The organism is Candidatus Omnitrophota bacterium, from assembly GCA_028715415.1.
Lineage (GTDB): Bacteria > Omnitrophota > Gorgyraeia > Gygaellales > Profunditerraquicolaceae > JAQURX01.
The window spans coordinates 18093-40468 of the sequence record JAQURX010000016.1 but is presented as its reverse complement, the minus strand read 5'-3'; the positions used below and the strand labels follow the sequence as shown (position 1 = coordinate 40468).

Sequence of the window (22376 nt, the reverse complement as noted above, 5' to 3'; positions counted from 1 at the left end):
CCCTTGAACTCTTCAAAGATTACTTCATCCATACGGCTTCCGGTATCAACAAGAGCAGTTGCAATAATAGTTAAACTCCCACCTTCTTCAATTGCGCGTGCTGCGCCAAAGAATCTCTTTGGCTTTTGCAGAGCATTGGAATCAATACCGCCTGAAAGAACCTTACCACTGTGGGGAACGACGGAATTGTATGCTCTTGCCAAACGGGTAATACTATCCAAAAGGACAACTACGTCTCTTTTGTGTTCAACCAGGCGTTTTGCTTTTTCCAAAACGATTTCTGCGACCTGAACGTGCCTTTCCGGCGGCTCATCAAAGGTTGAAGAGATTACCTCGCCTTTAACATTTCTTTGCATATCGGTTACTTCTTCAGGGCGCTCATCAATAAGAAGAACTATCAAGACCACGTCCGGATTGTTGCTCGTTATTGCATTTGCAATCTTCTGCAGCAAGACAGTCTTCCCGCTATAAGGCTGAGCAACGATTAAACCACGCTGTCCCTTTCCTATCGGAGTAAGCAAACTCATAACCCGCATCGATATTTCATCCGGCTTGGTTTCCAAGTCAAACGGCGAACGAGGATAAACCGGTGTCAAGTTATCAAAAAGAATTTTTTCCTTAACATCCTCAGGATTCTCAAAATTTACAGCTTCTACCTTAAGAAGGGCAAAATATTTCTCCCCTTCTTTTGGAGGCCTGATCTGCCCACTGACGGTATCCCCAGTCCTTAAATCGAACTTTCTTATCTGTGAAGGCGATATATAAATATCATCCGGACAAGGCAGATAATTATAATTCGGGCTTCTTAAAAAACCGAATCCTTCGGGAAGTATTTCCAAAACTCCCTCGCCGAACATTAAACCTTCTTTTTCTGCCTGTGCCTGCAGTATTTTAAAAATCAGGTCTTGTTTTCTTACACCGCTTATGCCATTGACGTTGAAATCTTTGGCCAGCTTGTTTAATTCCGTTATTTTCATTTCTTTTAAATTCTTAATGTCTAACTTTTCCACTACTTCCTCCTCATGTCCTGCTCTTTCATGCAGGATAATTCATTTTTCGTAATACTTTCTTCACCTGTTTTCTTGTTTCATTTAAACTTCCATTATTATCTATTACAAAATCCGCCAAACGGGTTTTTACCCGTAAGGGAACCTGAGATTTTATTCTCAATAAGATTTCCTCCTTACTTAAAGACGTTTTTTTCTTTAGCCTCTGAAGCTGCTTAGTAAGAGAAGAGGCTACTACAATTACCTCATCAACCATGTTATCAAGTCCTGCTTCAATTAACAAAGGCGCGTCCAAAACAATAATCCTCGCACTTGATTTACCTATTAAAGATTTTATCTCTTTAATAACTTCGGGATGGATAATGCGGTTTAGTTTTCTTAAAGCAGAGTTATCATTAAAAACAATACCTGCCAACTTAGCTCTTATAATACAACCATTGCCATCTAATATCCCCCTGCCGAAGGCTTTAATTATTTTATCTTGAATCTTTGTGCCTTTTTGAATATTCCTGCGCGCTAATTTATCAGCATCAATAACTTTAGCTTTTGCCAATTTCTTAATTATTGAAGCTACAGTACTTTTTCCAGTGCCAAAGCTTCCCGTTATGCCTAAAATAATCCTATTCTTATTTTGTCTTGGCTTTTTCATACAGACGGATATATTTCTTAGCTTGGTTCTCCCACGAAAAGTTGCAATTCATTGCTTTCTTAATTAAAGCAAGCCACTTAGACTTTGTTTTATATGTTTTTAACGCAACTTTGATCGTTTCTATTAAATCATCTTTGCTATATTCATCAAACACAAACCCGTTATCTTTATTAACCGTATCAGCAAGCCCTCCGGTTTTAAAAACCAAGGGGATTGAGCCGTAACGCAAACTTATCAACTGGCCCAAACCGCAAGGCTCATACCTTGAAGGCATTAGAAAAATATCGCTTCCCGCATAAATATTGTGAGCTAACGGATCATCAAATTTTAAGTTAAGCGATATGACCTTCGGGTATTTCTTCACCATTTCTTCCAAAATAAGGTGATATTTCAGGTTACCTGTCCCTAAAATTACCAGCTGTAATTTCATTTTACAGATATCATCAATGGCTTCTGCTAAAATATCAAATCCTTTTTGCTCAGCAAGCCTTGAGACTATGCCAATAAGAGGCACGTCATTTTTTACCGGAAGCTTACAAGATTTTTGAAGCTTCTCTTTATTCTTATATTTAGCCTTTATGTCATCCACTGAAAAATCTTGAGCAATAAAAGTATCGGTCTGAGGATTCCAAATAGAATAATCAATCCCATTTAATATCCCGAAAAGGCTGTCCTTTTTTTTCAATAAGACGCCTTCAAGCCCGAAACCAAATTCTTCAGTCTGGATTTCTTTAGCATATGTAGGGCTGACAGTATTAATGATATCCGAGAAAATCATCCCGCCTTTTAAAATATTGATCCTGCCGAAAAACTCAAGGCCTTCCATATCAAAAAGGCTCCAATCAAGGCCAAGCTTAGGAAATTCTTCTTTTGGAAAAAGCCCCTGATATCCAATATTATGTATCGTTAACACTGTTTTAATATTTTTATAGAAATCATCATTGGAGAATAACGTTTTTAAGTAAACCGGAATAAGGCTTGCCTGCCAATCATGCACATGAATACAATCGGCCTTGAAATTTATTTCTTTGAGCAACTTTAAAGCTCTTTTGCAATAAAAAGAAAACCTATCTAAATTATCTTTATAATCCCCGGTTTTATCTCCATAGAGGCTATCGCGGTTAAAATAAGCTTCGTTTTCAATAAAATAAACTTTAATATTATTCCCGATAATTGAATAAGAAACATCTTCTTTTACTTTTATGGTCTTATACTTCTGCTCGCTTATTGCCTTATACCGCGGCATAATGATGATTACTTCCTGATTATAATCTTCCAAAGCTAAAGGTAAAGCTCCGGCAACATCCGCAAGGCCACCAGTCTTTGCAAAAGGTACAACCTCAGAAGCACACATCGCAATCTTCATAAGACCTCCTCCATTTCCTGCCAGTTAAGGCCACTCTTAACATCCACCTTTATCGGAACATCCAATTTTAATACATTTTCCATAATACTTCCTACCAGTTTTTCAACTCTTGATGATTCTTTAACCGGTAAATCAAAAACTAACTCATCGTGTATCTGCATAATCATTTTGGCTTGTAGCTTATTTTCTTTAATTTCCTTATTAATGCTAACCATTGCCATTTTTATCAAATCACTTGCTGAACCCTGTATCGGAGTATTGACTGCCTGACGCTGAGCAAGCTGCTTAAGCGCAATATTCTTACTGTTAATTTCCGGAAGATACCGTCTCCGGCCTGAAATAGTAGTCACAAACCCTCTTTCAGAAGCTTGCCTAATCTCTTCATCAATAAAAGTTCGCACCTTTGGATATCTTAAGAAATACGCGTCAATAAAATTTTGCGCTTCGTTAACCGCAAGCCCCAAATCACGGGAAAGTCCCCATGAACTTAACCCATAAACAATCCCGAAATTAATTCGCTTGGCAACCTCACGCATCTCATTTGAAACTTCTTTTTCTTCAACGTTATAAATTAACGCTGCAGTAGCTTTGTGGATATCCTTATTGCTCTTAAAAGCATCAATTAGCACTTCGTCTTTTGACAAATGCGCTAAAACTCTTAATTCTATCTGTGAGTAATCGCAAGAAAGAAGCCTATAATCTTTTCCAGAAGAAATAATCGCACGCCTAATGTTTCTCCCGATTTCCATCTTCACGGGAATATTCTGTAGGTTAGGATTACTTGAGCTTAACCTGCCTGTTTCAGTTCCTGTCTGATTAAAAGAGGCGTGGATCTTACCGGTTTTCTTGTCAACCAACAAAGGCAAAGCATCAATATATGTATTTTTAAGCTTGGTTAACTGGCGATATTCCAACAAATGAGCCGGCAACTCATGCTTAACTGCCAGATTCTTTAAAACCTCTTCGTCGGTAGAAGGGCCTGTTTTAGTCCTCTTTCCTACGGGTAATTTTAATCTTTCAAAGAGCACTTCTCTTAGCTGCTTAGGGGAATTTATATTAAATTCTACCCCGCTTAAAGAATAAATATGTTTAATAAGCTCGTTTAACCTCTTTTCTAAACTTAAAGAAAGTTTTTTAAGAATATCTTCATCAATTTTAATGCCGGATAATTCCATTTCCGCTAGAACCGAAACTAAAGGCATTTCAATATTATTAAAAAGATCAATTAAGCCCTTGTCTTTAAGTTGCTCTTGCAGCCTAGGCCTTAAATTAACTATCAATTTTACAGCCTGAGCGCTATCCGTCAAATCATCCAGTGCAGTCCTATCTAAATAATCCCAGGCAAGGCTGGAGAGCCCATACTCTGTTTTAGCAGGATTAAGCAAGTAACCTGCAATCATTGTATCAAAATTAATCCCCTCTAGAATAATCCCGTTATTTGCAAACAGGATCTTTAACTTCTTAAGATCATGCCCAATCTTTTTTACACGGGGGTCAGACAACAGCTGTTTGATATTTTCCCCAAAGGCTTCAACCCGGAAGAATTCCTCGCGCGCAAAAAATACAAGGTCATCAATGCTATTCCCGAACAGGACTAATTCATCAACACAAGAAACATACTCTCTTAGTTCTTTATCTTTTAACAGATTTACCAACACATCCTCGGGTAAATCATTTTCAAGGGACAAATCTTTAATAAATTTCCTGAACTCTAAAGCTTTAAATAATTTAACAAGTTCTTTGGAATCTGGCTGGCTTACTTTAAGAAGGTTTAAATCAAATTTCAAATCTACATTTTTATCCAAAAGAACCAATTCTTTATTTATTTTAACCCTCTCAATATTTTCTTTTAAAGCTTCACGGATTTTCTCTTTTTTAACCTTATCAATATTCTTCAGCAATTCTTCGCTGCTTCCAAATTCCTTAACAAGGCTGACTGCAGTTTTTTCTCCTATACCGGGAACTCCGGGGATGTTATCAACACTATCCCCCATAAGGGTTATTACGTCTGCAATCTGTTTAGGCTCTATCTCAAACCGCTCTAAAACCTTTTTATTATCATAAAGCGTACCGGTGTCTTTATAGGGGCTATACACGAGAACGTTTTCATCAACTAATTGCAATATATCCTTATCGGAACTTACAATAGTAACAGGGAGATGATGCTCTTTGGCTTTTTTCGCTAAAGTTGCGATAATATCATCAGCCTCAAAGCCTTCTTTTTCAAAGATTGTTAATCCCCATGCCCGGACTATATCTTTAATAAAAGACAACTGGCTTTTTAATCCATCCGGCATAGGAGGACGGTTAAGTTTATAGTCGGCGAACTTCTTCTGCCTAAAAGTATCCCGGGAAACATCAAAACAAACAGCAATATAATCCGGTTTATTATCTTTTAGTATCTTGTTTAAAATACCGACAAAACCATATATCGCGTTTGTTGGCTGGCCCAAAGACGTTGCAAGGCCAGAAAGTGCGTAAAATGCACGATAACAAAAAGCCGTAGCATCAATTAAATACAGTCGTTTATCACTCATTAACTAAAACTTATTCATGGAAATCAATTTACGGTAGGAGATTTTATCCCTTCGGCTTCCAGCTTAAGGATTCTGGGTTAGCTTTTAAGCCGAACACAAACATAAAATGTAAATTCTATCTTGATAATCGCCTGTTTGTGGCTTTATCAATGAATTCCTCTATTTCAGTATTAGAAGGATCGAGCTGGTTTGCATCAATTGCAAACTTAATAGCAGTTGCTTCATCGCCTTTCTTATAAATCTTCTTAGCCTTGGCAAAAGTAACCCTTGCCTGAGCTTTATCGTCTTTACTAAGGTAAGCTTTTTGATTCTCTATATCCTTAACCATCCCAATTGCTTCCTGCTCTATTGCATCTTTATAGGGAGTGTCAGAAGAAACAGATTTTATATCCTCATAGCGTTTTCTTGCTTTTTCCGTCCAAGGATCATCCGGAGAACCTAACGCTGCTCTTTCTTTCCAATAGAAAGCCGCTTTCTTCAAATCGCGTTTTGATTCATAAACTAAAGCCAGATTAGAATAAGCACTTAAAAGGTTTGGGTCAATCTTATTCGCCCTTAAATAACTCTCTTCTGCCCTGTCGGTAAAACCCTTTGCTTCATAAAGAACGCCTAAATCATTGTATGCAACAGCATAAGTAGGGTCTAATTCTATCGCTTTTTGATACAAGCTCATCGCCCCATCAATATTTCCAATCCTTTGCAATTCTATACCCTGCTGCCTATACATCATAGCCTGCTCTTCAATAGCAGTAGGTTCGTCTTCTTTTTTTGCCTTCTTATTTTTCTTGTTCTTATTTGAAGAGGTTTGCGTTTTATTGCCAAAGCCCTCTTTCAATTCAGCAAGCAAATTATCGCCATAGGCATACTGCACAAAAAACAAAGAAACAAAACAAACTAATATTAATTTAGATGTTATTTTAATTTCTTTGGGGTAACTTTGGTGGGGTTTTTGCATTTTTAAATTGTTGTATACTAATATTATACATACCCAACAGTATACGTCAAGAAATATTTCTCTAAATTAACGGTTCCATTTCCAAAACAGGGTGCTTGGCCTTTTCTAAAAATCCCAGCAACTCTTCGGAAGTAACAGCCTTAGTTTCATCGGCAATCCTATCAATCAAATCCGGCATGCCTAATTCTTGCGCTCGCTTAGTTAATTTTTCACCTAAGATTTCTTTTAATTCTTTAGGCATCCAGACAACACGCTTAAGCCCACCTTCGGCGGAAACAAACTTTTTGCTTAAAATATAAAGCTTGCCTACTCCTAAGAACCCTGGAGTCTGCACCCCCCCTCCGACAGAACCTGCAAGGGTTGTAAAAGTCATGCCGCTTGGAGTCATTCCGGCGTAATCACGATGCACAACCATTATCCCGTTTGCCTCAGGGATAATCGCGACGATACATTCAAAACATCCGCATGAAGACTGAGGAGAATCCATCAAAGAATACATACTCACTGTTTCAATAGTTTTATTGGATTTATTTCTAATGAAAGTATTTATATTATCCCATTGCCCGATTTTTTCATTAAGTAAGCGGCCTTTTTCAATCGGCTGATTCGGCCCGGTTGGAGTAATTTCAAATGAAGCTTTTGCATCAAGCCAGGAATAAGCGCCGCAAAGGCCTAAGCGCTCGGGGCTTACTATACAAACATGATTCGGCGCAAAAGACTGGCATAATAAACAGGAATAAAAAGTATCCACGCTTTCATCCGTCATCCCCTCAAGGCGCGCATCGCGTTCATCATAGCTCTTTTTTGCGGCGGTTAACAATTTCTCCACATCTTCTTTTTTTGTATAAAGCTTAACTTGAATTTTATCAACAATTGCGCTGTATTCCTGATGCAGCATCGCATGCAAAATTACACCTATATGCTTTAACCTAAAGCCTTTTGCAAAAGCATCCTTTGAAATCCTGATCCAGTTCATATCGCGCTGGCCGACGTGCATTAAGCCCATCGCGTAATTTGTAAAGCGGTGAATCTGGCGTTCTAATATCGGCTCAAAATCTTTTTGCATCTTGCGCCCGGCAACCTCAACAACAATTGCCAAAGGCAAAGATTTGCTATCGCCTTCCAATTTATCAACATCAGGGCCGATCAATTCAATTAAGCCATCTTCTACTTCTTCAGATTTCTTTGTAATCAAATATTCAAAAGCAAGGCTTGCCTTCCCGCCAAATTCAACATGCAATTGCTCTTTTCTAACACGCTCGCCCTCAAATGCAGCAGCATATGCAACCGGAACAGGGATATTACTCACAGCAACCTTTATCCCTCTTACCTCAATACAACGAGGAACTAATTTTTTATAATCCAATTCCTTAACCAATGCTTCATAGGTAGTTATTCCCGAGGCTTTTATCTCCGGGATATCCGTATCTGCAATAATCGGGAAACCCATATTTATCGCACCGGCGCCTGTCGCAACTTTTATTTCATCTAATGCACCTAAAACCAAACCGAATGCCAAAACGCGCTCTTTAGTATACTGCAAGCATTTTTGTGCCTCTCCTGCTTTAATCCCCCCAAAGGTTAAAGCTGCACGTATTGCCCAATTCAATGCATAAATTCCAGAGATTGTATCGCGTCCGTAAGGAACAATATAATTGTCCCAGCCCATCTGCACATTTTCTTCTAACAGCTGGTCGATAATGGAACGATTCCCCACAGATGAACCGACGAAAATAAGAATATTTCTTTCCTGCAAATCGCGGATAATTTTAACTGCGGTTTTATTATCAGGAGCTGCTCCTAAGATTGCGGCAAACCCCGACATACGACCATCAACAAGCTGTATACCTAATGACCGCAAAATTGTATCGCTAAAAAATCCATTGCAATCTTTCTGCGGCTCTTCGGCGTAAAGATAACGCAGCGCCATAATAATTTCTTCGCTAAATAAAGTAGACATACCGGCATTTAAAACATCCCCTAAATAAGGAAGCCAGACTTTATCAGTTGGCACACTTTTAGGTAGGAGCAATTTAGCATGCTCTAATATAGGAAGCATATCCTGAAGAGTTTCTACTTTTGCCCCCAATAAAGCATTTGCCATGGGAAGATAAAATGCAGTTTCCGGGAAGCCCACCTTTTGCTCTTTGCCTTTTTCTTTTATCGCTTTATTTAGAAAATCAGATGCTTGTTTAAAAACCTGATTTGCGCCATTAATCGCAAGAGTTGCCACAATCTTAGACATATATCCGCTCCTTATCTTTCAGGAAATCTATAATCCCGGGAAAACCAAAATTTTCCTCTAATAATTTATCCTTAAAAGGCGTTACATCGACGCGCTCTTTTATCAGCTTCAAGAAAACTCCGCTATTTCTTATGTCGCCGGCAAATACTGCGCCGACTAAATTATTATTATGCAAAACTATCTTTTTATAAAGATTTGCTTTATCATCTATAACTTTGATCACCTCATAATCCTTACTAGCTTCATCTACTTTATAGATACCCAAAGAAATAACCGGAAGGCCGAAAAACTCAATTGAATTCATCCCTAAAGAACCGTCATAAATAATATTCTCTCCTGCCATATTACTCCCTGCTGCTTTCCCCTGTTCAACTGCCACCGGCCAGAGAGCATTAATACTAGGCTTTCCAAGAGTTAAATCATAATTCTCACAAACATCCCCGGCAGAAAAAATATTCTCTACATTTGTCTTTAAATCTTTCCCGGTAATAATCCCTTCACCAACCTTAATCTCTGTTTCTTTGACTAATTCCATATTCGGCTGGACACCTTTTCCTACAACCAACAAAGAACATTCCAAAGCCTTTCCAGAATCTAATTTTACCGCCTTCATTTCCCCTTCGCCGATTACCTCTGTTATATCCCGGCCTAAGATTACATCAATGCCATTTTCTTCTAGCCTTTTCTGCACCATTGAAGCTGCTTGAGCATCCAGCATTTGCGATAAAATCTGTTTTGACTTAACGATTACTTTTACGTCAACTTTTCTTTTCTTTAATCCATATGCTGCCTTAAGTCCGACAAGCCCCCCTCCTAAAACACAAGCACTCTTTATCAAATTAACCTGCTCGCTTATTTTCTTTGCGTCTTGTATTGTCCTGAAACCAAACACCCCTGTTTTCTTTATCCCCTTAATTTCGGGGAATTTAGGACGGGCCCCTGTTGCGATAAGAAGCGTGTCATAATTAATTAAAGTTTTATCCACGCAAACAACCTGATTTTTCTTAGGGTTAACCCGGTCTACTCTTTTATTTAAAATTAGCTCAATATTATTTTCTTTATAAAAAGCATCCGGGCGCAAGAGTATTTTTTCTTCCTTAATATCGCCAGCCAAATAATAAGAGATAAGGCAACGGCAATAAGAAGGATAATCCTCATCGGAGATGATGGTAATCTTGGAAGTTTTATCTTTTGCACGGATTGCTTCAACTGCAGAAATTCCTGCTGCAGAGTTTCCGATAATCAGATATTGTTTCATTTTTTCGTAAGCTCCTCTTCCTGCCAGACAATTGCATGTGTAGGGCATGCCTTAACGCAAGATGGCTCATCTACACCCCCACACCAATTGAGGAATTCATGTTTATTATTTTGCAATTGGTGTGGGGGTGTACATTTATCGCATCTAACGGGAATCTTTGCTTTTATATTCGGTCTGATTGCTCCATAAGGACAAGCCATAACGCACATCCAGCAGCCAACACAGCGTGATTCATCATGATTAACAATGCCTTTTTTTGCATCATAAGTTAATGCAACTGCCATACAAGCATCCACACACTTAGCCTCCTTACAATGACGGCAGGAAACCGGATAGTTCTTGCTATCGGAAGAAAAAACTTTTTTACGAGGAAGAGGCACTGTTTCTTCTTTAAGCATTTTAAATAGGTCGCTTGTCTTTGAATGCGCGATACTACAGCTAATCTCGCAAGACTTGCAGCCTAAACATTTTTTTACTTCATAATACAGTTTTTTCATATTAGTGCGCGGCAGGCTTTAATTTTAACGCTTCTCGTTTTTTATCAATATGATTAATCATGAGCTTTGCCATCTTTAACGGATCATCACAGAACTCAAACCTTCCTCCCACAACTTTTTCTAAACCATTAGTAAGATATTCTGTTAAATTCTTACTTCCTAAAGTTGCAAAAGGAGTTGAGCCAAATACAGTATAAACGCCTGATGCAACAAAATAAAAACCGATAGTAATTGCTTTTTCCGACATCCATTCAGGAGCACAGCCTGCTGCCGGGATATCAGATAAATCTTCTCCTAATCCACCTTCTGCTATTATTTGCGAAGCTGCGGTTAAAATGCGTGAATTATCCACACAAGAACCTAAATGCAGAACCGGAGGGATCCCTACTGCCTCACAAATCTCCTGCAATCCTTTTCCAGCATAAGTTTTAGCCGCTTCCGGGATAAGTAACCCTTGTTTTGCACAGGCAATCGCAGAACAACCGGTCTGTAAAACCAAAACATCATTCTTAATTAATTCTTTTACTAATGCCGTATGAAAATAATCGTGTGTTTGCTTAGGATTATTGCAGCCGACAACGCCTGCCAATCCACGGATTTTCCCAGAGATAATCGCGTCATTTAAGGGACGGTAAGTTGCACGATACTTTCCTCCTAACATCTGAAAGACGCCCTCTTTAGTAAAACCTGCTACGAGATCCATCTCCTGCTTAGGAATATTAACTCTGTCTTTTTTGCGATTGGCAAAATTTTCTATCGCAGTTTTTACAATCTGTTTAGTTGTTTCATAGGCGTTCTCGTGGCTAAATTCTATATGGGTTACTCCGGGAAAACGCGCCTTCTGGTTTGTGGTAATTAATTTTGTATGGAAACAACTTGCTACTTCTTGAAGAGCAGGCATAATACACTGCACATCCACCATCATTACTTCAACCGCACCCGTTATAATTGCTAACTCCTGCTGTAAGAAGTTTCCCGCAATCGGGATTCCATGGCGCATTAAAACTTCATTTGCCGTACAGCAAATACCGGCTAAATTAATCCCTTCAGCTCCAACACTTTTAGCTAATTTTAATAAATCAGGGTCTTTTATAGCCTTAACCGCCATATCTGATAAAACCGGCTCATGGCCATGCACAACAATATTTACCTGATTCTCTTTTAATACACCTAAATTAACCTTGCCTCTTATTGGCTGTGGACTACCTAAAATAATATCCTGCGCATCCGTTGCAACCATTGACCCGCCCCAACCGTCGGATAAAGCACAACGCATACCGGTATTAATTAAATTCTTATAGTCATTATCCACGCCCATAGTCGTAGTATGCAACAGTTCTACTACTTCTCTATCTATACCGCGTGGAGTAATGCCTAATTTTTTCCAGATTTCTCTGCGTTTATTTGGCGCCCGCTTAGTAAAAACTAATTCGCCCTGCTGCTTACCAAATTCTTCAAGGAGTTTTTTGCTTAATTCTTTTGTGATTTCTTCTTGAGGCTTATTAATATCAATTTCAAATTCTTTAGCAACGGCTTTAAGCTTTTCAGGATCTAATATTTCATAAGTATGCGTGTGCCCATGATGATTGTGTTTAATGCTCCCTTCGGCAACTAGACATAAGGCTTCTGCAACATCTCTCCCATGGTCTGAATGCGCAGCAGCTCCTACAGCAATTTTACGCGCTAAATTCCTTGCAGTAATTGTATCGGCATCCGCTCCGCAGACGCCAACTTGCGCACCCTCGCCAAACGGGTCAATGCGGCAAGGGCCCATACTGCAAACCGTGCAGCAAACACCTAATTGCCCAAAACCGCACTGCGGCTGCTGCATCTCTAATCTATCCCAGGTTGTTTTGATATTTTCTTCCTGGGCTTTTTTCAAAACTTCCTGCGTTGCTAAGTCTATTGATTTAGTTTTAACATCACTCATTACCTGCCTCCTATGAAGAAAAACTTATAGTCCACTTGCATCTAATACTCTTGGCACTACTTTATCCCAGCCTATCGGCATAACATGTATTCCATTGCACATCGGCTTTAATTCTTTAATCAGCCGAGCCGCAATCTCAACAGATTTTGCCTGTTTGTCTTTAGTCGATTCCATCTCTTTGATTAAATCATCCGGAACAAAAACTCCGGCAACATTATTATTCATAAACCGCGCCATGCCTGCGGATTTTAAAAGCACAATCCCAGCCATAATCGTAGTATTTAAATGTTTGGTCTTATTTAAGAAATTCTCAAAAACTTTTAGGTCATAAACTGCCTGGGTTTGGAAAAATTGTGCGCCAGCTGCAATCTTTTTCTCCATTTTCAATATCTGCGGCTCAAGCGGATCTGCTCCTGGATTAACCACTGCTCCAACGCAAAACTCCGGAGCAGCTCCAATTAATTTATTTCCTTTCATATCTGTGCCTTCCTGAAGCTTCCTTACAACCTCCAGTAATTGCACAGAATCAAGGTCAAACACCGGCTTTGCTTCAGGATGGTCCCCAAGCGCTGGATGATCGCCAGTTAAAATCAATAAATTATTAATACCGAATGCGGCTGCAGAAAGAATATCTGATTGCAAAGCTAAGCGATTCCTGTCGCGGCAGGTTAACTGATAGATTGGATCAAAGCCTGCTTGTTTAAGCATAGCACAGACTGCCAAAGAACCAAGGCGCATTACCGAACTCTGCAAGTCAGTAACGTTAATAGCATCCACTCTTGAACGAATAAGTTCAGCATCCTCTAAAAGTAACTTCGTCTCAATCCCCTTTGGCGGCCCAATCTCTGAGGTTACTAAGAACTTTCCAGCTTGCAATTTTTCTTTAAAATTCATTTTATAATTTCCTTTTTTACTTACGCGGCTGCCTTGTCTTGTTCTCGCAGCACCGCTCGTCCCGCCCCACCGTGGCGGGACTTCGCTTGGAGTTTGCGCTCGCTCTCACTGGAGTTTATAGCGGGTGAACCATGGCCGCTCGCACAAACTACATGCTGCGAGAATCAAGCCAAGCCATCCGCTGAAACGCTTACTATTATAAATGAATCTGTCGGCTTTTCGAGCGAATATGAATTTTAGTGTTTTGCTGGAGGCGCATTAGAAAATTTTCAGCGCCGAAAGCGAAACACTAAAATTCAAACTTAAAAGACGGCAGATTCATTAAGAAAGAGCTACCACTTTTTAAATATAAAGAACACTGCAAGCAGAATACATAAAAAACCTACCGCGTAGTTCCATTTAAATTCTTCTTTTAAATAGATTATTGAAAAGACCGTAAAAACAACGAGTGTTATAACTTCCTGGATTGTTTTTAATTGTGCCGCAGAATATCGGTAATGGCCAATCCGGTTGGCAGGCACTTGAAAACAATATTCCGCAAAAGCTATCCCCCAACTTACCAAAACAACAATCCAAAGCGGCGAATTCTTGAATTTCAAATGCCCATACCAGGCAAAAGTCATGAATACGTTAGAAACTGTCAGCAAAATTACGGTTTTCATCTATATATCAACTTGATGCCAAATTAAACCGAAGGAGTAACCCCCTGTGAAGGCTCTTTACTATTAAGCAATGCCCGATAGACAAAAGCATCAGCTACCATTGTCGTAGGGATAGCCGCAAATAAACCGATAAATAATGCAATAAAACCAAGGATTACGACGCCGATCTGCGCTAAGACAAGGACAAATAGATTCCAAGTAGAGCCCTTTGTCAACTCAAAGCTTTTCTTCAAAGCCTCTATCGGCCCGCAAGACTTATCAACGATAAAGTAACCAAAATAACGAAGCCTAATTAATAAGATTATCCCGGGGACAATCAACAACAATAATCCAATAAACACTACTATCCCATTAACTATCGAAGCGAATAAGAAATTAAAAAATAAAGGGTATGAGGAAAAAATGTCAGAGAATTTTTTCTCTTCTTTATCGCAGAATTTCAAAGAAATTGTAACGTACCCCATATAGAAAATACATCCAGCCAGCACAGATGCAATATAAAATATTACACCGGCTGGGAAAAAGGTTTTAATTGTTTTTTCATAGCAAGCATTAAGAATAATCTGGATAAGCCCGGTTGTAATCAAAGCCTTGAGAAAGAAAACAAAATTCTCCTTCATTGCCTTCCATCCAAAGCTAAAAGCTTCGCTTATGGAAAATTTACTCTCTGAAGCCATTTTTCCTCCTTACTGCAGTTTTGCTGCCTCAACTAGGTTACGCATTAACATTGTGACTGTTAACGGGCCTACTCCACCGGGAACAGGCGTAATATAGGAAGCCCGTTTCTCAGCTGCTTCAAACTCAACGTCACCGACTATCTTTTCAGCAACCCGATTTATACCAACATCAACAACAATTGCGCCCTCCTTAACCCAATCGCCCTTGATTAAACCAGCTCTTCCCACTGCAACGATTAAAACCTCAGCTTTCTTTACATGTTCCTCTAACTTACCAGCCTTGCTTGTCCCGATATGGCAAACCGTTACTGTAGCGAATTTTTCTAAAAGTAAAAGCGCTAAAGGTTTTCCTACAATCTCGCTATGGCCTACGATAACAACTTCTTTACCATATAAATCTACACCTGTGCTATTTAATAACTCCATAACACTTGCCGCTGTACAAGGGATAATTTTAGCCTTACCAGATAAAATCCCAACTAAAATCTTTCCGATATTTGCTGGATTCATCCCTTCAATATCTTTTTCGGGTAAAATATATTGGCTTATTTTTTTATAATCTATCTGTGCTGGAAGTGGCATTTGGACAATAATACCATTAATCGATTTATCAGAATCAAGTTTCTGAATAAATGAAATTAGAGATTCTTCAGTGGTATCAGCTGATAGTTTATGGAGTTGATAATCTATCCCCAAATTTTCTGCAGCTCTTTTCTGCGATTTAACATATGCCTCTGCCCCGGCATTATCCCCGGCCATAACGCTCGCCAATACAGGCCTATTTTTTAACGCTAGGACATCTTTCTTAATTTGTTCTTTTATCGCCTCAGCAATCGGCTTACCCTCTAATAATCTTGCCAACTTTCTCCTCCGTAAGCTTTCTAACTTTTTTTATATTCTTGCCGGCTAAATTTAATTCTTTTCTCATTGATTGCGCTAACTTTTCATCCCCTAAACTTTTTAAATTTACCTCAACATTAAAATATGCACTGGTGAATGCAGCCTCTAACAATACTGCAGCAACTGCCACATCGCTGATTAAATTGACATTACCTTTCTTTATTAAGGCTGGGCATAACTTAAGGCCTTCATAACAAAGCCTGCAGATCATAAAAGGGACATTAAGAGAATCCCTTAAATTCTTACTTTTATATGCAACGATATCTAAATCTACTAATTTTAAGAATTCAATTCTTAGTTTTTCGGATTTATTAAGAGTTTTCTTGAGGTCTGTTTCAAATGCAGCATATTTTGGCTTACCGATTGTAAAATTAATTACCATGCTGATTAAGGAAGCGCCTAATGCCGCAGAAAGTGCGCTGGCAGACCCGCCTCCCGGAGCAGGAAGCTTAGCGCTTAAATCAACAAGATACTTTTCTAGAGATTGGGATTTATAATCCATAGGAATTGATTATATCGTTTTTTTCGTTCATTACAAAGAAAAACTTTCATCCAATTCAAATGCATTTTTAATCAAATCTATCTTTGGAGAGCTTTGAGAGCACAAAACAGAAACAATATCAAAACGCGCTTTTTTATTTAAGAACTTCTTTTCTTTCAGGAAAAGCAATGCTGCTTTGGCAAGCTGCCTTTGCTTAAAAGGTGAAACCGCTTCTTTCGGCAAGCCGAACTCTAATGAATTCCTCGTCTTAACCTCAATGAAACAAAGCACATCTTTATCAAAAGCCACAATGTCAACTTCACCAAGTTTTGATTTATAATTACGGATGATAATCTTATAACCGTTTTCTTTTAAAAAACCGGCGGCTAAATCTTCGCCCTTATTCCCTAAGATTAAATTATCAGACACTTGAAAAAGTCTTTCTGTGGATTAAAGATAAACCGATTTTCTTTATGGTGGCCCTGTGTTCGCAAGTTGGATAACCTTTATGCTTTACAAACCCATACTGAGGGTACACTTTATCATAAATATTCATTATCCGGTCGCGGGTTACCTTAGCCAAAATTGATGCTGAAGCAATACTCTTTGATTTCGCATCCCCCTTGATAATAGCAGTATTTGGCAGTTTTATATCAAGGTTCATATTGCCATCTACAATAACATGGGTTTTCTTTAAGCCTAAACAGCTGGCTTTCTTTAACAAAGAACTAACCGCCTCTTCCATAGCTATGCGTGTTGCAACCAGGATATTAAGGCGGTCGATAATCTGCTCATTGATTATTGCTATGCCAAATATAGATTTCTTGATAATCTCCAAAAAAGCCTTTTCTCTTAAATCGGAGGTAAGCTTCTTTGAATCATCTATGCGATTTTTAAAATGGAAGGTTTTTAATGCAACTGCCGCAGCAACCACAGGGCCTGCCAGAGGGCCTCTGCCTGCTTCATCTACACCTATAATTAAATCGTACCCTTGCTTTTTAAGTTTGCGTTCGTAATAAACCCCCACACCTTGTTTTAAATTTACAGTCATACAGAAATAATTCTTAAATTTATCCTAAATAACATCTTAATATTTTTAACAAGGTGTGGGGGTAAAGCAAAATTACGCTTTTTCTTCCTTGGATTCAATCTTTGTTGCACGCTTTCCAACCTTGCCTCTTAAATAAAACAGCTTTGCTTTCTTAACTTTTCCTGAACGTAAAACTTCAATTCGTTCAATACTGGGTGAATGCAAAGGGAATACGCGTTCAATACCTTCTCCATAAGAAACTTTTCTTACGGTAAAGTTCTGGTTGATCCCAGTGCCTTGTTTTGAAATAACCACGCCCTCAAAGGGATGCAAACGCACCTTATCAGGGCCTTCCGGTATCTTAACCATAACTTTTACATTGTCTCCAACATTAAAAGCTGGGACATCTTTTTTGGCAAACCCTGCTTCAATCATTTTTATTCTTTCCATTCTTTTCTCCCTAGTTTTGTTAATGATTAATAAACTTTATTTTTGCAGATCCGGCCTTCTCTGCCTGGTCCTTTTTACAGCTTGTTCCTTTCTCCATGATTCAATTTTCTTATGATCTCCACAGAGAAGCACCTGAGGCACACTTAAACCCCTAAAAACAGCGGGCCTTGTGTAGTGCGGATATTCTAATAGATTACCCTCAAATGACTCAAATTTCAAGGAATTTTTGTCTCCCAGCACACCGGGCAGAAGCCGCACAACAGAATCCGTCAAAACCATTGCCGGCAATTCTCCGCCAGTTAAGACATAATCGCCTATAGAAATCTCCTCATCAACGAGTTTTTCCCTTACCCTCTCATCTATACCTTCATAATGGCCACAGATTAAAACCAAATGTTTGCGTTTTGACAGTTTTTTGCGACATTTTGAGTCAAAACCTTGCCTTGCGGGCACAATAAAACCACATGTGACTTGGTAGCCTTGTGGCCTTGTGCCTTTATATGCTCCACCGCCTTAAATATCGGCTCTGGGGACAAAACCATGCCACTTCCACCGCCAAAAGGCCGGTCATCAACTTTTTTGTGTTTATCAGAGGTGTAATCCCTAAGGTCTAAAATATTGATTTCAACCTTCCCCTTGTTCTGCGCCCGTTTAATAATTGATTCATTTAAAATAGGGCCAAACATCTTGGGAAAAATTGTAATTATATCAATCCTCATCTTCCTTCCTCTCATCATCACTGCTATTATACTTCCTTAAGAAATCTTTCTTAAACTCTAAAAATTTATCTTTAGCTATCGCTTCCCGGGCCTTACGCATAAGATTAAGAAAAAAATAAATATTATGCAGCGAAGCAAGGCTTAAAGCCAACATCTCCTTAGCATTAAAAAGATGGCGGATATAAGCACGGGTGTAATTCTTGCAGACATAACAATCGCAATCCTCGTCTATCGGCCTAAAATCTTCTATATAGGGAGAATTCCTGATTACCATTTTGCCATTACTTGTAAAAACCGTGCCATTTCTCCCGTAACGTGTAGGTATAACACAATCAAACATATCCATCCCCGCCTCCACTCCTTCAAGCAAATCCTGCGGGTAGCCAATACCCATAACATAACGCGGTTTATCCTGCGGCAAGAACGAAGAACAAGTATTTATTGTTTCATATATTAAACTACTCGGCTCTCCGACAGAAACTCCTCCGATAGCATAGCCGTCAAACCCTATATCAATAAGTTTTTCAGTGCATTCCTTTCGTAAATCATCGTAAGTTGCCCCTTGCACAATGCCAAAGAGTAACTGGCTTTTTCCGCTATAAGAATTTTCCCGCTTAAGAAATTCCTGCTTTGAACGCTTAGCCCAATTAATAGTCCTATCCATTGCTACTTCTGCATGGTCTCTTTCACAAGGATAATGAGCGCATTCATCCAAAGGCATCATAATATCTGAGCCCAAGATTCTCTGGTTCTCAATCACATCCTCCGGGCTTAAAAAATGGCTTTTCCCGTCGAAATGCGATTGGAAACTTACACCTTCATCAGTTAATTTTCTTAAAAAAGCTAAACTAAAGATCTGGAAACCTCCGCTATCGGTAAGTATGGGTTTTTCCCAAGACATAAAATCATGCAAACTCCCGGCCTTTTTAATTATATCCATTCCCGGGCGCAAAAAAAGATGATACGCGTTTGATAGAATAATTTGCGCTCCGCACTCAATCAGAGTCCTTTGTGATATGCCTTTTACCGTCCCATGAGTACCTACCGGCATAAAGCATGGGGTCTTAATTTCCCCATGCGCAGTCATTAAAGAACCCAGCCTTGCTTTTGAATTTTTTTCCTGATAATCTACTTTAAACATAATTAATAGCTCATTATCCAGCGGGTCCTGCCGCCGAGACAACCCCACCGTGCTCGCCCACTGCGCCGGTGGGGTTGCCCCGTCTCGGCGTCACCCGCTGAATTCATCAGCTTACTCTATAAAATTAACATTGCATCGCCATAACTATAAAACCTGTATTCCTTCTCTACTGCAATCTTATAAGCTTTCTTTGCGAAATCTTCCCCGGCAAAAGCACACACCAGCATAAAAAGTGTAGTGCAAGGCAGGTGGAAATTCGTTAAAAGGCAATCCGCAAGATTAAACTTAAAACCGGGAGTAATATATAAATTGGTAACGCCGTCTCTTAATCCCAAAGCATAAGTTTCAAGGCTGCGTAAGCTAGTCGTTCCTACCGCGCAAACACGCGCGTTATTTTTTTTCGCTTTCTCCAAACACTTTATCGTCTTATCAGGAATATTAAACAATTCGGACTCCATTATATGATCTTCTATATTATCGGTTTTTACCGGTTTAAAAGTACCTAATCCGACATGCAAAGTAAGCGAAGCAAAATTTACTCCTAAACCTTGAATATCTTTCATCAATTCTTTAGTAAAATGCAACCCGGCAGTTGGAGATGCAATCGCTCCATCCTTAATCGCATAAACAGTCTGATAATAATCCTTATCAGATTCATCAGGAATTCTTTTTATATAAGGAGGAAGCGGGACTTGGCCGTGAGAATAAACCTCTTGGACGGAATTTGCGCTAAAACTAATCCTGTTTCTTTCAGTTAACCTTCCAACAAGAGAGCCATTGTTAAATTTGATTTCTTCATTCAATCTTAACCTTGCAGGCTTAATCATGGCTTTAAAAGTCATCCCTTTCTCTTGATTTAATAATAAAACCTCAACCCTGCCTCCTGTTAAACGCTTACCTTCTAACCTGCAAGATAAAACCCTTGTGTCATTTAAAATAATTAAATCTTCTTTGCGGAAATAATTAACTATATCTTTAAAAACACAATGCTCTATGCTTTTGTCCTTACGGTTTAAGACCATAAGTTTTGCGCTGTCCCTTTCTTTTAAAGGATGCTGCGCGATTAATTCTTTAGGTAAATTATAATCAAAGTTAGCTAATTTCATTGTCCAATCGAGATGATCTCTGCTCCGGGATAATAGAACTTAAGAATTTCTTCAAATTTAGACCCTTGCTTTGCCATAAAATATGCGCCCCATTGGCACAAACCAACACCATGGCCCCAACCAAGCCCCTCAAAGATAAAATCTCCCTTTACTGAAGTAACATTAAAATTTGTGCTTTTTATAATATTTGAACCAATAATATTCCTGAAATCTTTAGCCAAAATATCCATTTCTTTTTCACTACCGGTTACTTTAAGATTCACAACGCGGCCGGAATTATTCCTACTTACCACTAATATATCTTTTATGCCTTGGATCTTAATTCCGGCTTTTAATAATTTTTCCTCAATTTCTTTTGCTGATAAACAACAGTGCCAATTAAAATGCGGTGATTCTTTACAAAAATCGCATTTAACCCCGCTTAACGCGGAATTTTGCAGGTTCCAAAGCGCTGAAACATTCTCCGTAAAACCTCCGCAGGTAGCATGAAAAAAAGCAGGCAGAATCTTACCATTAAAAAATAAAACCATTCCTTTAGTTTCATCAACTGCTTTACTTGTTCGCAATCTCTCGGAAGTCAACCCGCCATAAACCTGAGAATATGTATCATTGGTAACATCAAAATCTTTATTTTTGTTTTCCTGGCATTGATATAAGGCATAAGAACGGCAGACAATCGCCTGTGTTTTTAAAACTTCAACCGGCCAGTAATGCGAAACCTCATGGAAAAGAATCCCCTTAACATACGATTCCAAACCGATGTGATTAATCGCTAATAAATGCGCATCCGGAGCTTTGATCAATTCAATATCCCCTCTAAACCTTCTTCCGTTTATAATAATCTCATCGGGATCGTAGGTCCTGATAAAAAGCCTATCTGACTTTGGCCTTACATTAGCGAGCAAAATTCCGCCTTTATAAACGGTTGCGGTAGAATTCAAATGCCTGCCGCGGTATAAAACTTTGTTAGTTTTTGGATTAATTACTTCGTAAAAACCTTCAATCTTAATTCTTAAAGCAGAAATATCCTGTGCTATAGCTACACGAACAGGATTCGGCTCTTTGGCGAAACAAAAACCCAAAGAAACCTGCAAGAAAACAATCAGGATAAATACTAATACACTAATCTTTCTCATTTTCGGTTAAAAAACCAGAGAATTAGAGACAAAGCCACACTCGCTAAAATAGATGTAACTACGGGGAAATAAAAGGTGAAATTCTTCTTCTGGATGCAAATATCCCCTGGAAGCTTTCCGATAAAAGGGATATTCTTGCCAAAGAAAAGAATTATTCCAATCGCAATTAAGATAATCCCGAGTAAAATTATTGTCTTGGCTATTTCTTGCAAGTTTCGATCTCCGAGAAAATACATCCACAATATTTCTGGCAATATATGCCTTTAGCCTTTGCTTGATCATGGCTTTTACGGAAACCCGGACGGAAATCTTCATAGAAAAACTTAACCTGTTCTTTCCTTCCGATATCCTCGCCTATTTCCTTAAGCATCTCCTGACTCTGATAGGGGCTAACCAACATTGTAGTTGTAAAATATTCGAAACCCAAAGCCTTAGCCGCAAGAGCTGTCTTATTAAGGCGTAAACGCCAACAGATTGAGCATCTTTCTTTGCCGATCTCCTTTTGATAGACCGCGTGGAAAAACTCAATCGGATTGTAAGGCGGGAAAACCGCATCAATCTTTTCATTTCCCGCGAAAGAATCTACAGCCTGCCTTCTTTTTTCAAATTCTGCGTAAGAATGGATGTTAGGATTATAGAAATAACTTACTACCGTAAAATTATTTTCCCTTAATATCTCCAAGGGATAGATTAAGCAAGGCGCACAGCAGGTATGTAATAGTATTTTCATCCCTGT

Annotated in this window: 22 protein-coding genes and 1 pseudogene; all 23 read right to left on the bottom strand. The window is 38.9% G+C overall.

Annotated features, from left to right (window positions below; translation table 11 throughout):
• Positions 1–977: transcription termination factor Rho (gene rho, locus PHO70_07460; protein ID MDD5432802.1), on the bottom strand; the 977-nt coding region annotated here is incomplete at its 3' end.
• A gap of 58 nt (positions 978–1035) precedes the next feature.
• Positions 1036–1656 carry a dephospho-CoA kinase gene (gene coaE, locus PHO70_07455; protein MDD5432801.1) on the bottom strand — a complete coding sequence of 207 codons (621 nt, stop codon included), beginning with the start codon at positions 1654–1656 and terminating at the stop codon, positions 1036–1038.
• The gene (gene glgA / locus PHO70_07450; GenBank protein MDD5432800.1) at positions 1634–3022 is read right to left on the bottom strand and encodes a glycogen synthase GlgA; all 1389 of its coding nucleotides are present in this window, start codon (positions 3020–3022) and stop codon (positions 1634–1636) included. Before glgA ends, coaE begins: the two co-directional genes overlap by 23 nt.
• Complete coding sequence (gene polA, locus PHO70_07445; protein ID MDD5432799.1) at positions 3019–5559, bottom strand: DNA polymerase I; 2541 nt, start codon at positions 5557–5559, stop codon at positions 3019–3021. Before polA ends, glgA begins: the two co-directional genes overlap by 4 nt.
• A gap of 115 nt (positions 5560–5674) precedes the next feature.
• On the bottom strand, positions 5675–6514 hold the full coding sequence (locus PHO70_07440; protein MDD5432798.1) for a tetratricopeptide repeat protein: 840 nt from the start codon (positions 6512–6514) through the stop codon (positions 5675–5677).
• A gap of 61 nt (positions 6515–6575) precedes the next feature.
• Positions 6576–8759, bottom strand: coding sequence for an acetyl-CoA decarbonylase/synthase complex subunit alpha/beta (gene acsB / locus PHO70_07435; protein ID MDD5432797.1), 2184 nt, complete (start codon positions 8757–8759; stop codon positions 6576–6578).
• Complete coding sequence (locus PHO70_07430; protein MDD5432796.1) at positions 8752–10017, bottom strand: FAD-dependent oxidoreductase; 1266 nt, start codon at positions 10015–10017, stop codon at positions 8752–8754. The genes acsB and PHO70_07430 overlap by 8 nt, the downstream gene beginning before the upstream one ends.
• Positions 10014–10514, bottom strand: a complete 501-nt coding sequence (locus PHO70_07425) for a 4Fe-4S dicluster domain-containing protein (GenBank protein ID MDD5432795.1) — start codon at positions 10512–10514, stop codon at positions 10014–10016. The genes PHO70_07430 and PHO70_07425 overlap by 4 nt, the downstream gene beginning before the upstream one ends.
• A 1-nt stretch (position 10515) precedes the next feature.
• Positions 10516–12444 (bottom strand): anaerobic carbon-monoxide dehydrogenase catalytic subunit, encoded by a 1929-nt coding sequence (gene cooS / locus PHO70_07420; protein MDD5432794.1) that lies wholly within the window; start codon positions 12442–12444, stop codon positions 10516–10518.
• 24 nt (positions 12445–12468) lie between these two features.
• The gene (locus PHO70_07415; GenBank protein ID MDD5432793.1) at positions 12469–13338 is read right to left on the bottom strand and encodes a methylenetetrahydrofolate reductase; all 870 of its coding nucleotides are present in this window, start codon (positions 13336–13338) and stop codon (positions 12469–12471) included.
• Positions 13339–13670: 332 nt separating this feature from the next.
• Positions 13671–14000: a DMT family protein gene (locus PHO70_07410; protein MDD5432792.1), complete on the bottom strand. Its 330-nt coding sequence runs from the start codon at positions 13998–14000 to the stop codon at positions 13671–13673.
• Positions 14001–14023: 23 nt separating this feature from the next.
• Positions 14024–14677, bottom strand: coding sequence for a DUF975 family protein (locus tag PHO70_07405; GenBank protein ID MDD5432791.1), 654 nt, complete (start codon positions 14675–14677; stop codon positions 14024–14026).
• Between the two features lie 9 nt (positions 14678–14686).
• A complete protein-coding gene (locus tag PHO70_07400; protein MDD5432790.1) occupies positions 14687–15538 on the bottom strand; it encodes a bifunctional 5,10-methylenetetrahydrofolate dehydrogenase/5,10-methenyltetrahydrofolate cyclohydrolase in 852 nt (283 codons plus the stop codon).
• Complete coding sequence (locus tag PHO70_07395; GenBank protein MDD5432789.1) at positions 15516–16079, bottom strand: cyclodeaminase/cyclohydrolase family protein; 564 nt, start codon at positions 16077–16079, stop codon at positions 15516–15518. Before PHO70_07395 ends, PHO70_07400 begins: the two co-directional genes overlap by 23 nt.
• 30 nt (positions 16080–16109) lie before the next feature.
• Complete coding sequence (locus PHO70_07390) at positions 16110–16487, bottom strand: YraN family protein (protein MDD5432788.1); 378 nt, start codon at positions 16485–16487, stop codon at positions 16110–16112.
• Entirely contained in the window at positions 16480–17109 is a 630-nt protein-coding gene (locus tag PHO70_07385) for a ribonuclease HII (GenBank protein MDD5432787.1), read from the bottom strand. Before PHO70_07385 ends, PHO70_07390 begins: the two co-directional genes overlap by 8 nt.
• A gap of 72 nt (positions 17110–17181) precedes the next feature.
• A complete protein-coding gene (gene rplS, locus PHO70_07380; GenBank protein ID MDD5432786.1) occupies positions 17182–17538 on the bottom strand; it encodes a 50S ribosomal protein L19 in 357 nt (118 codons plus the stop codon).
• A gap of 36 nt (positions 17539–17574) precedes the next feature.
• Positions 17575–18224 (bottom strand): annotated as a pseudogene (trmD, locus tag PHO70_07375) (tRNA (guanosine(37)-N1)-methyltransferase TrmD).
• A 22-nt stretch (positions 18225–18246) separates the two neighbouring features.
• Positions 18247–19398, bottom strand: coding sequence for a tRNA guanosine(34) transglycosylase Tgt (gene tgt / locus PHO70_07370; protein MDD5432785.1), 1152 nt, complete (start codon positions 19396–19398; stop codon positions 18247–18249).
• A gap of 116 nt (positions 19399–19514) precedes the next feature.
• On the bottom strand, positions 19515–20504 hold the full coding sequence (gene queA / locus PHO70_07365; GenBank protein MDD5432784.1) for a tRNA preQ1(34) S-adenosylmethionine ribosyltransferase-isomerase QueA: 990 nt from the start codon (positions 20502–20504) through the stop codon (positions 19515–19517).
• Complete coding sequence (locus PHO70_07360; GenBank protein MDD5432783.1) at positions 20501–21640, bottom strand: SpoIID/LytB domain-containing protein; 1140 nt, start codon at positions 21638–21640, stop codon at positions 20501–20503. Before PHO70_07360 ends, queA begins: the two co-directional genes overlap by 4 nt.
• Positions 21637–21876: a DUF2905 domain-containing protein gene (locus tag PHO70_07355; GenBank protein ID MDD5432782.1), complete on the bottom strand. Its 240-nt coding sequence runs from the start codon at positions 21874–21876 to the stop codon at positions 21637–21639. The genes PHO70_07360 and PHO70_07355 overlap by 4 nt, the downstream gene beginning before the upstream one ends.
• Complete coding sequence (locus tag PHO70_07350; GenBank protein ID MDD5432781.1) at positions 21840–22370, bottom strand: epoxyqueuosine reductase QueH; 531 nt, start codon at positions 22368–22370, stop codon at positions 21840–21842. Before PHO70_07350 ends, PHO70_07355 begins: the two co-directional genes overlap by 37 nt.
• Positions 22371–22376 lie beyond the last annotated feature (6 nt).

Coding starts and splice junctions, on each gene's coding strand:
- coaE (MDD5432801.1), bottom strand. CDS start 1,656: ATGAAAAAGCCAAGACAAAATAAGAATAGGATTATTTTAGGCATAACG.
- glgA (MDD5432800.1), bottom strand. CDS start 3,022: ATGAAGATTGCGATGTGTGCTTCTGAGGTTGTACCTTTTGCAAAGACT.
- polA (MDD5432799.1), bottom strand. CDS start 5,559: ATGAGTGATAAACGACTGTATTTAATTGATGCTACGGCTTTTTGTTAT.
- PHO70_07440 (MDD5432798.1), bottom strand. CDS start 6,514: ATGCAAAAACCCCACCAAAGTTACCCCAAAGAAATTAAAATAACATCT.
- acsB (MDD5432797.1), bottom strand. CDS start 8,759: ATGTCTAAGATTGTGGCAACTCTTGCGATTAATGGCGCAAATCAGGTT.
- PHO70_07430 (MDD5432796.1), bottom strand. CDS start 10,017: ATGAAACAATATCTGATTATCGGAAACTCTGCAGCAGGAATTTCTGCA.
- PHO70_07425 (MDD5432795.1), bottom strand. CDS start 10,514: ATGAAAAAACTGTATTATGAAGTAAAAAAATGTTTAGGCTGCAAGTCT.
- cooS (MDD5432794.1), bottom strand. CDS start 12,444: ATGAGTGATGTTAAAACTAAATCAATAGACTTAGCAACGCAGGAAGTT.
- PHO70_07415 (MDD5432793.1), bottom strand. CDS start 13,338: ATGAATTTTAAAGAAAAATTGCAAGCTGGAAAGTTCTTAGTAACCTCA.
- PHO70_07410 (MDD5432792.1), bottom strand. CDS start 14,000: ATGAAAACCGTAATTTTGCTGACAGTTTCTAACGTATTCATGACTTTT.
- PHO70_07405 (MDD5432791.1), bottom strand. CDS start 14,677: ATGGCTTCAGAGAGTAAATTTTCCATAAGCGAAGCTTTTAGCTTTGGA.
- PHO70_07395 (MDD5432789.1), bottom strand. CDS start 16,079: ATGGATTATAAATCCCAATCTCTAGAAAAGTATCTTGTTGATTTAAGC.
- PHO70_07385 (MDD5432787.1), bottom strand. CDS start 17,109: ATGACTGTAAATTTAAAACAAGGTGTGGGGGTTTATTACGAACGCAAA.
- rplS (MDD5432786.1), bottom strand. CDS start 17,538: ATGGAAAGAATAAAAATGATTGAAGCAGGGTTTGCCAAAAAAGATGTC.
- tgt (MDD5432785.1), bottom strand. CDS start 19,398: ATGTTTAAAGTAGATTATCAGGAAAAAAATTCAAAAGCAAGGCTGGGT.
- queA (MDD5432784.1), bottom strand. CDS start 20,504: ATGAAATTAGCTAACTTTGATTATAATTTACCTAAAGAATTAATCGCG.
- PHO70_07360 (MDD5432783.1), bottom strand. CDS start 21,640: ATGAGAAAGATTAGTGTATTAGTATTTATCCTGATTGTTTTCTTGCAG.
- PHO70_07355 (MDD5432782.1), bottom strand. CDS start 21,876: ATGTATTTTCTCGGAGATCGAAACTTGCAAGAAATAGCCAAGACAATA.
- PHO70_07350 (MDD5432781.1), bottom strand. CDS start 22,370: ATGAAAATACTATTACATACCTGCTGTGCGCCTTGCTTAATCTATCCC.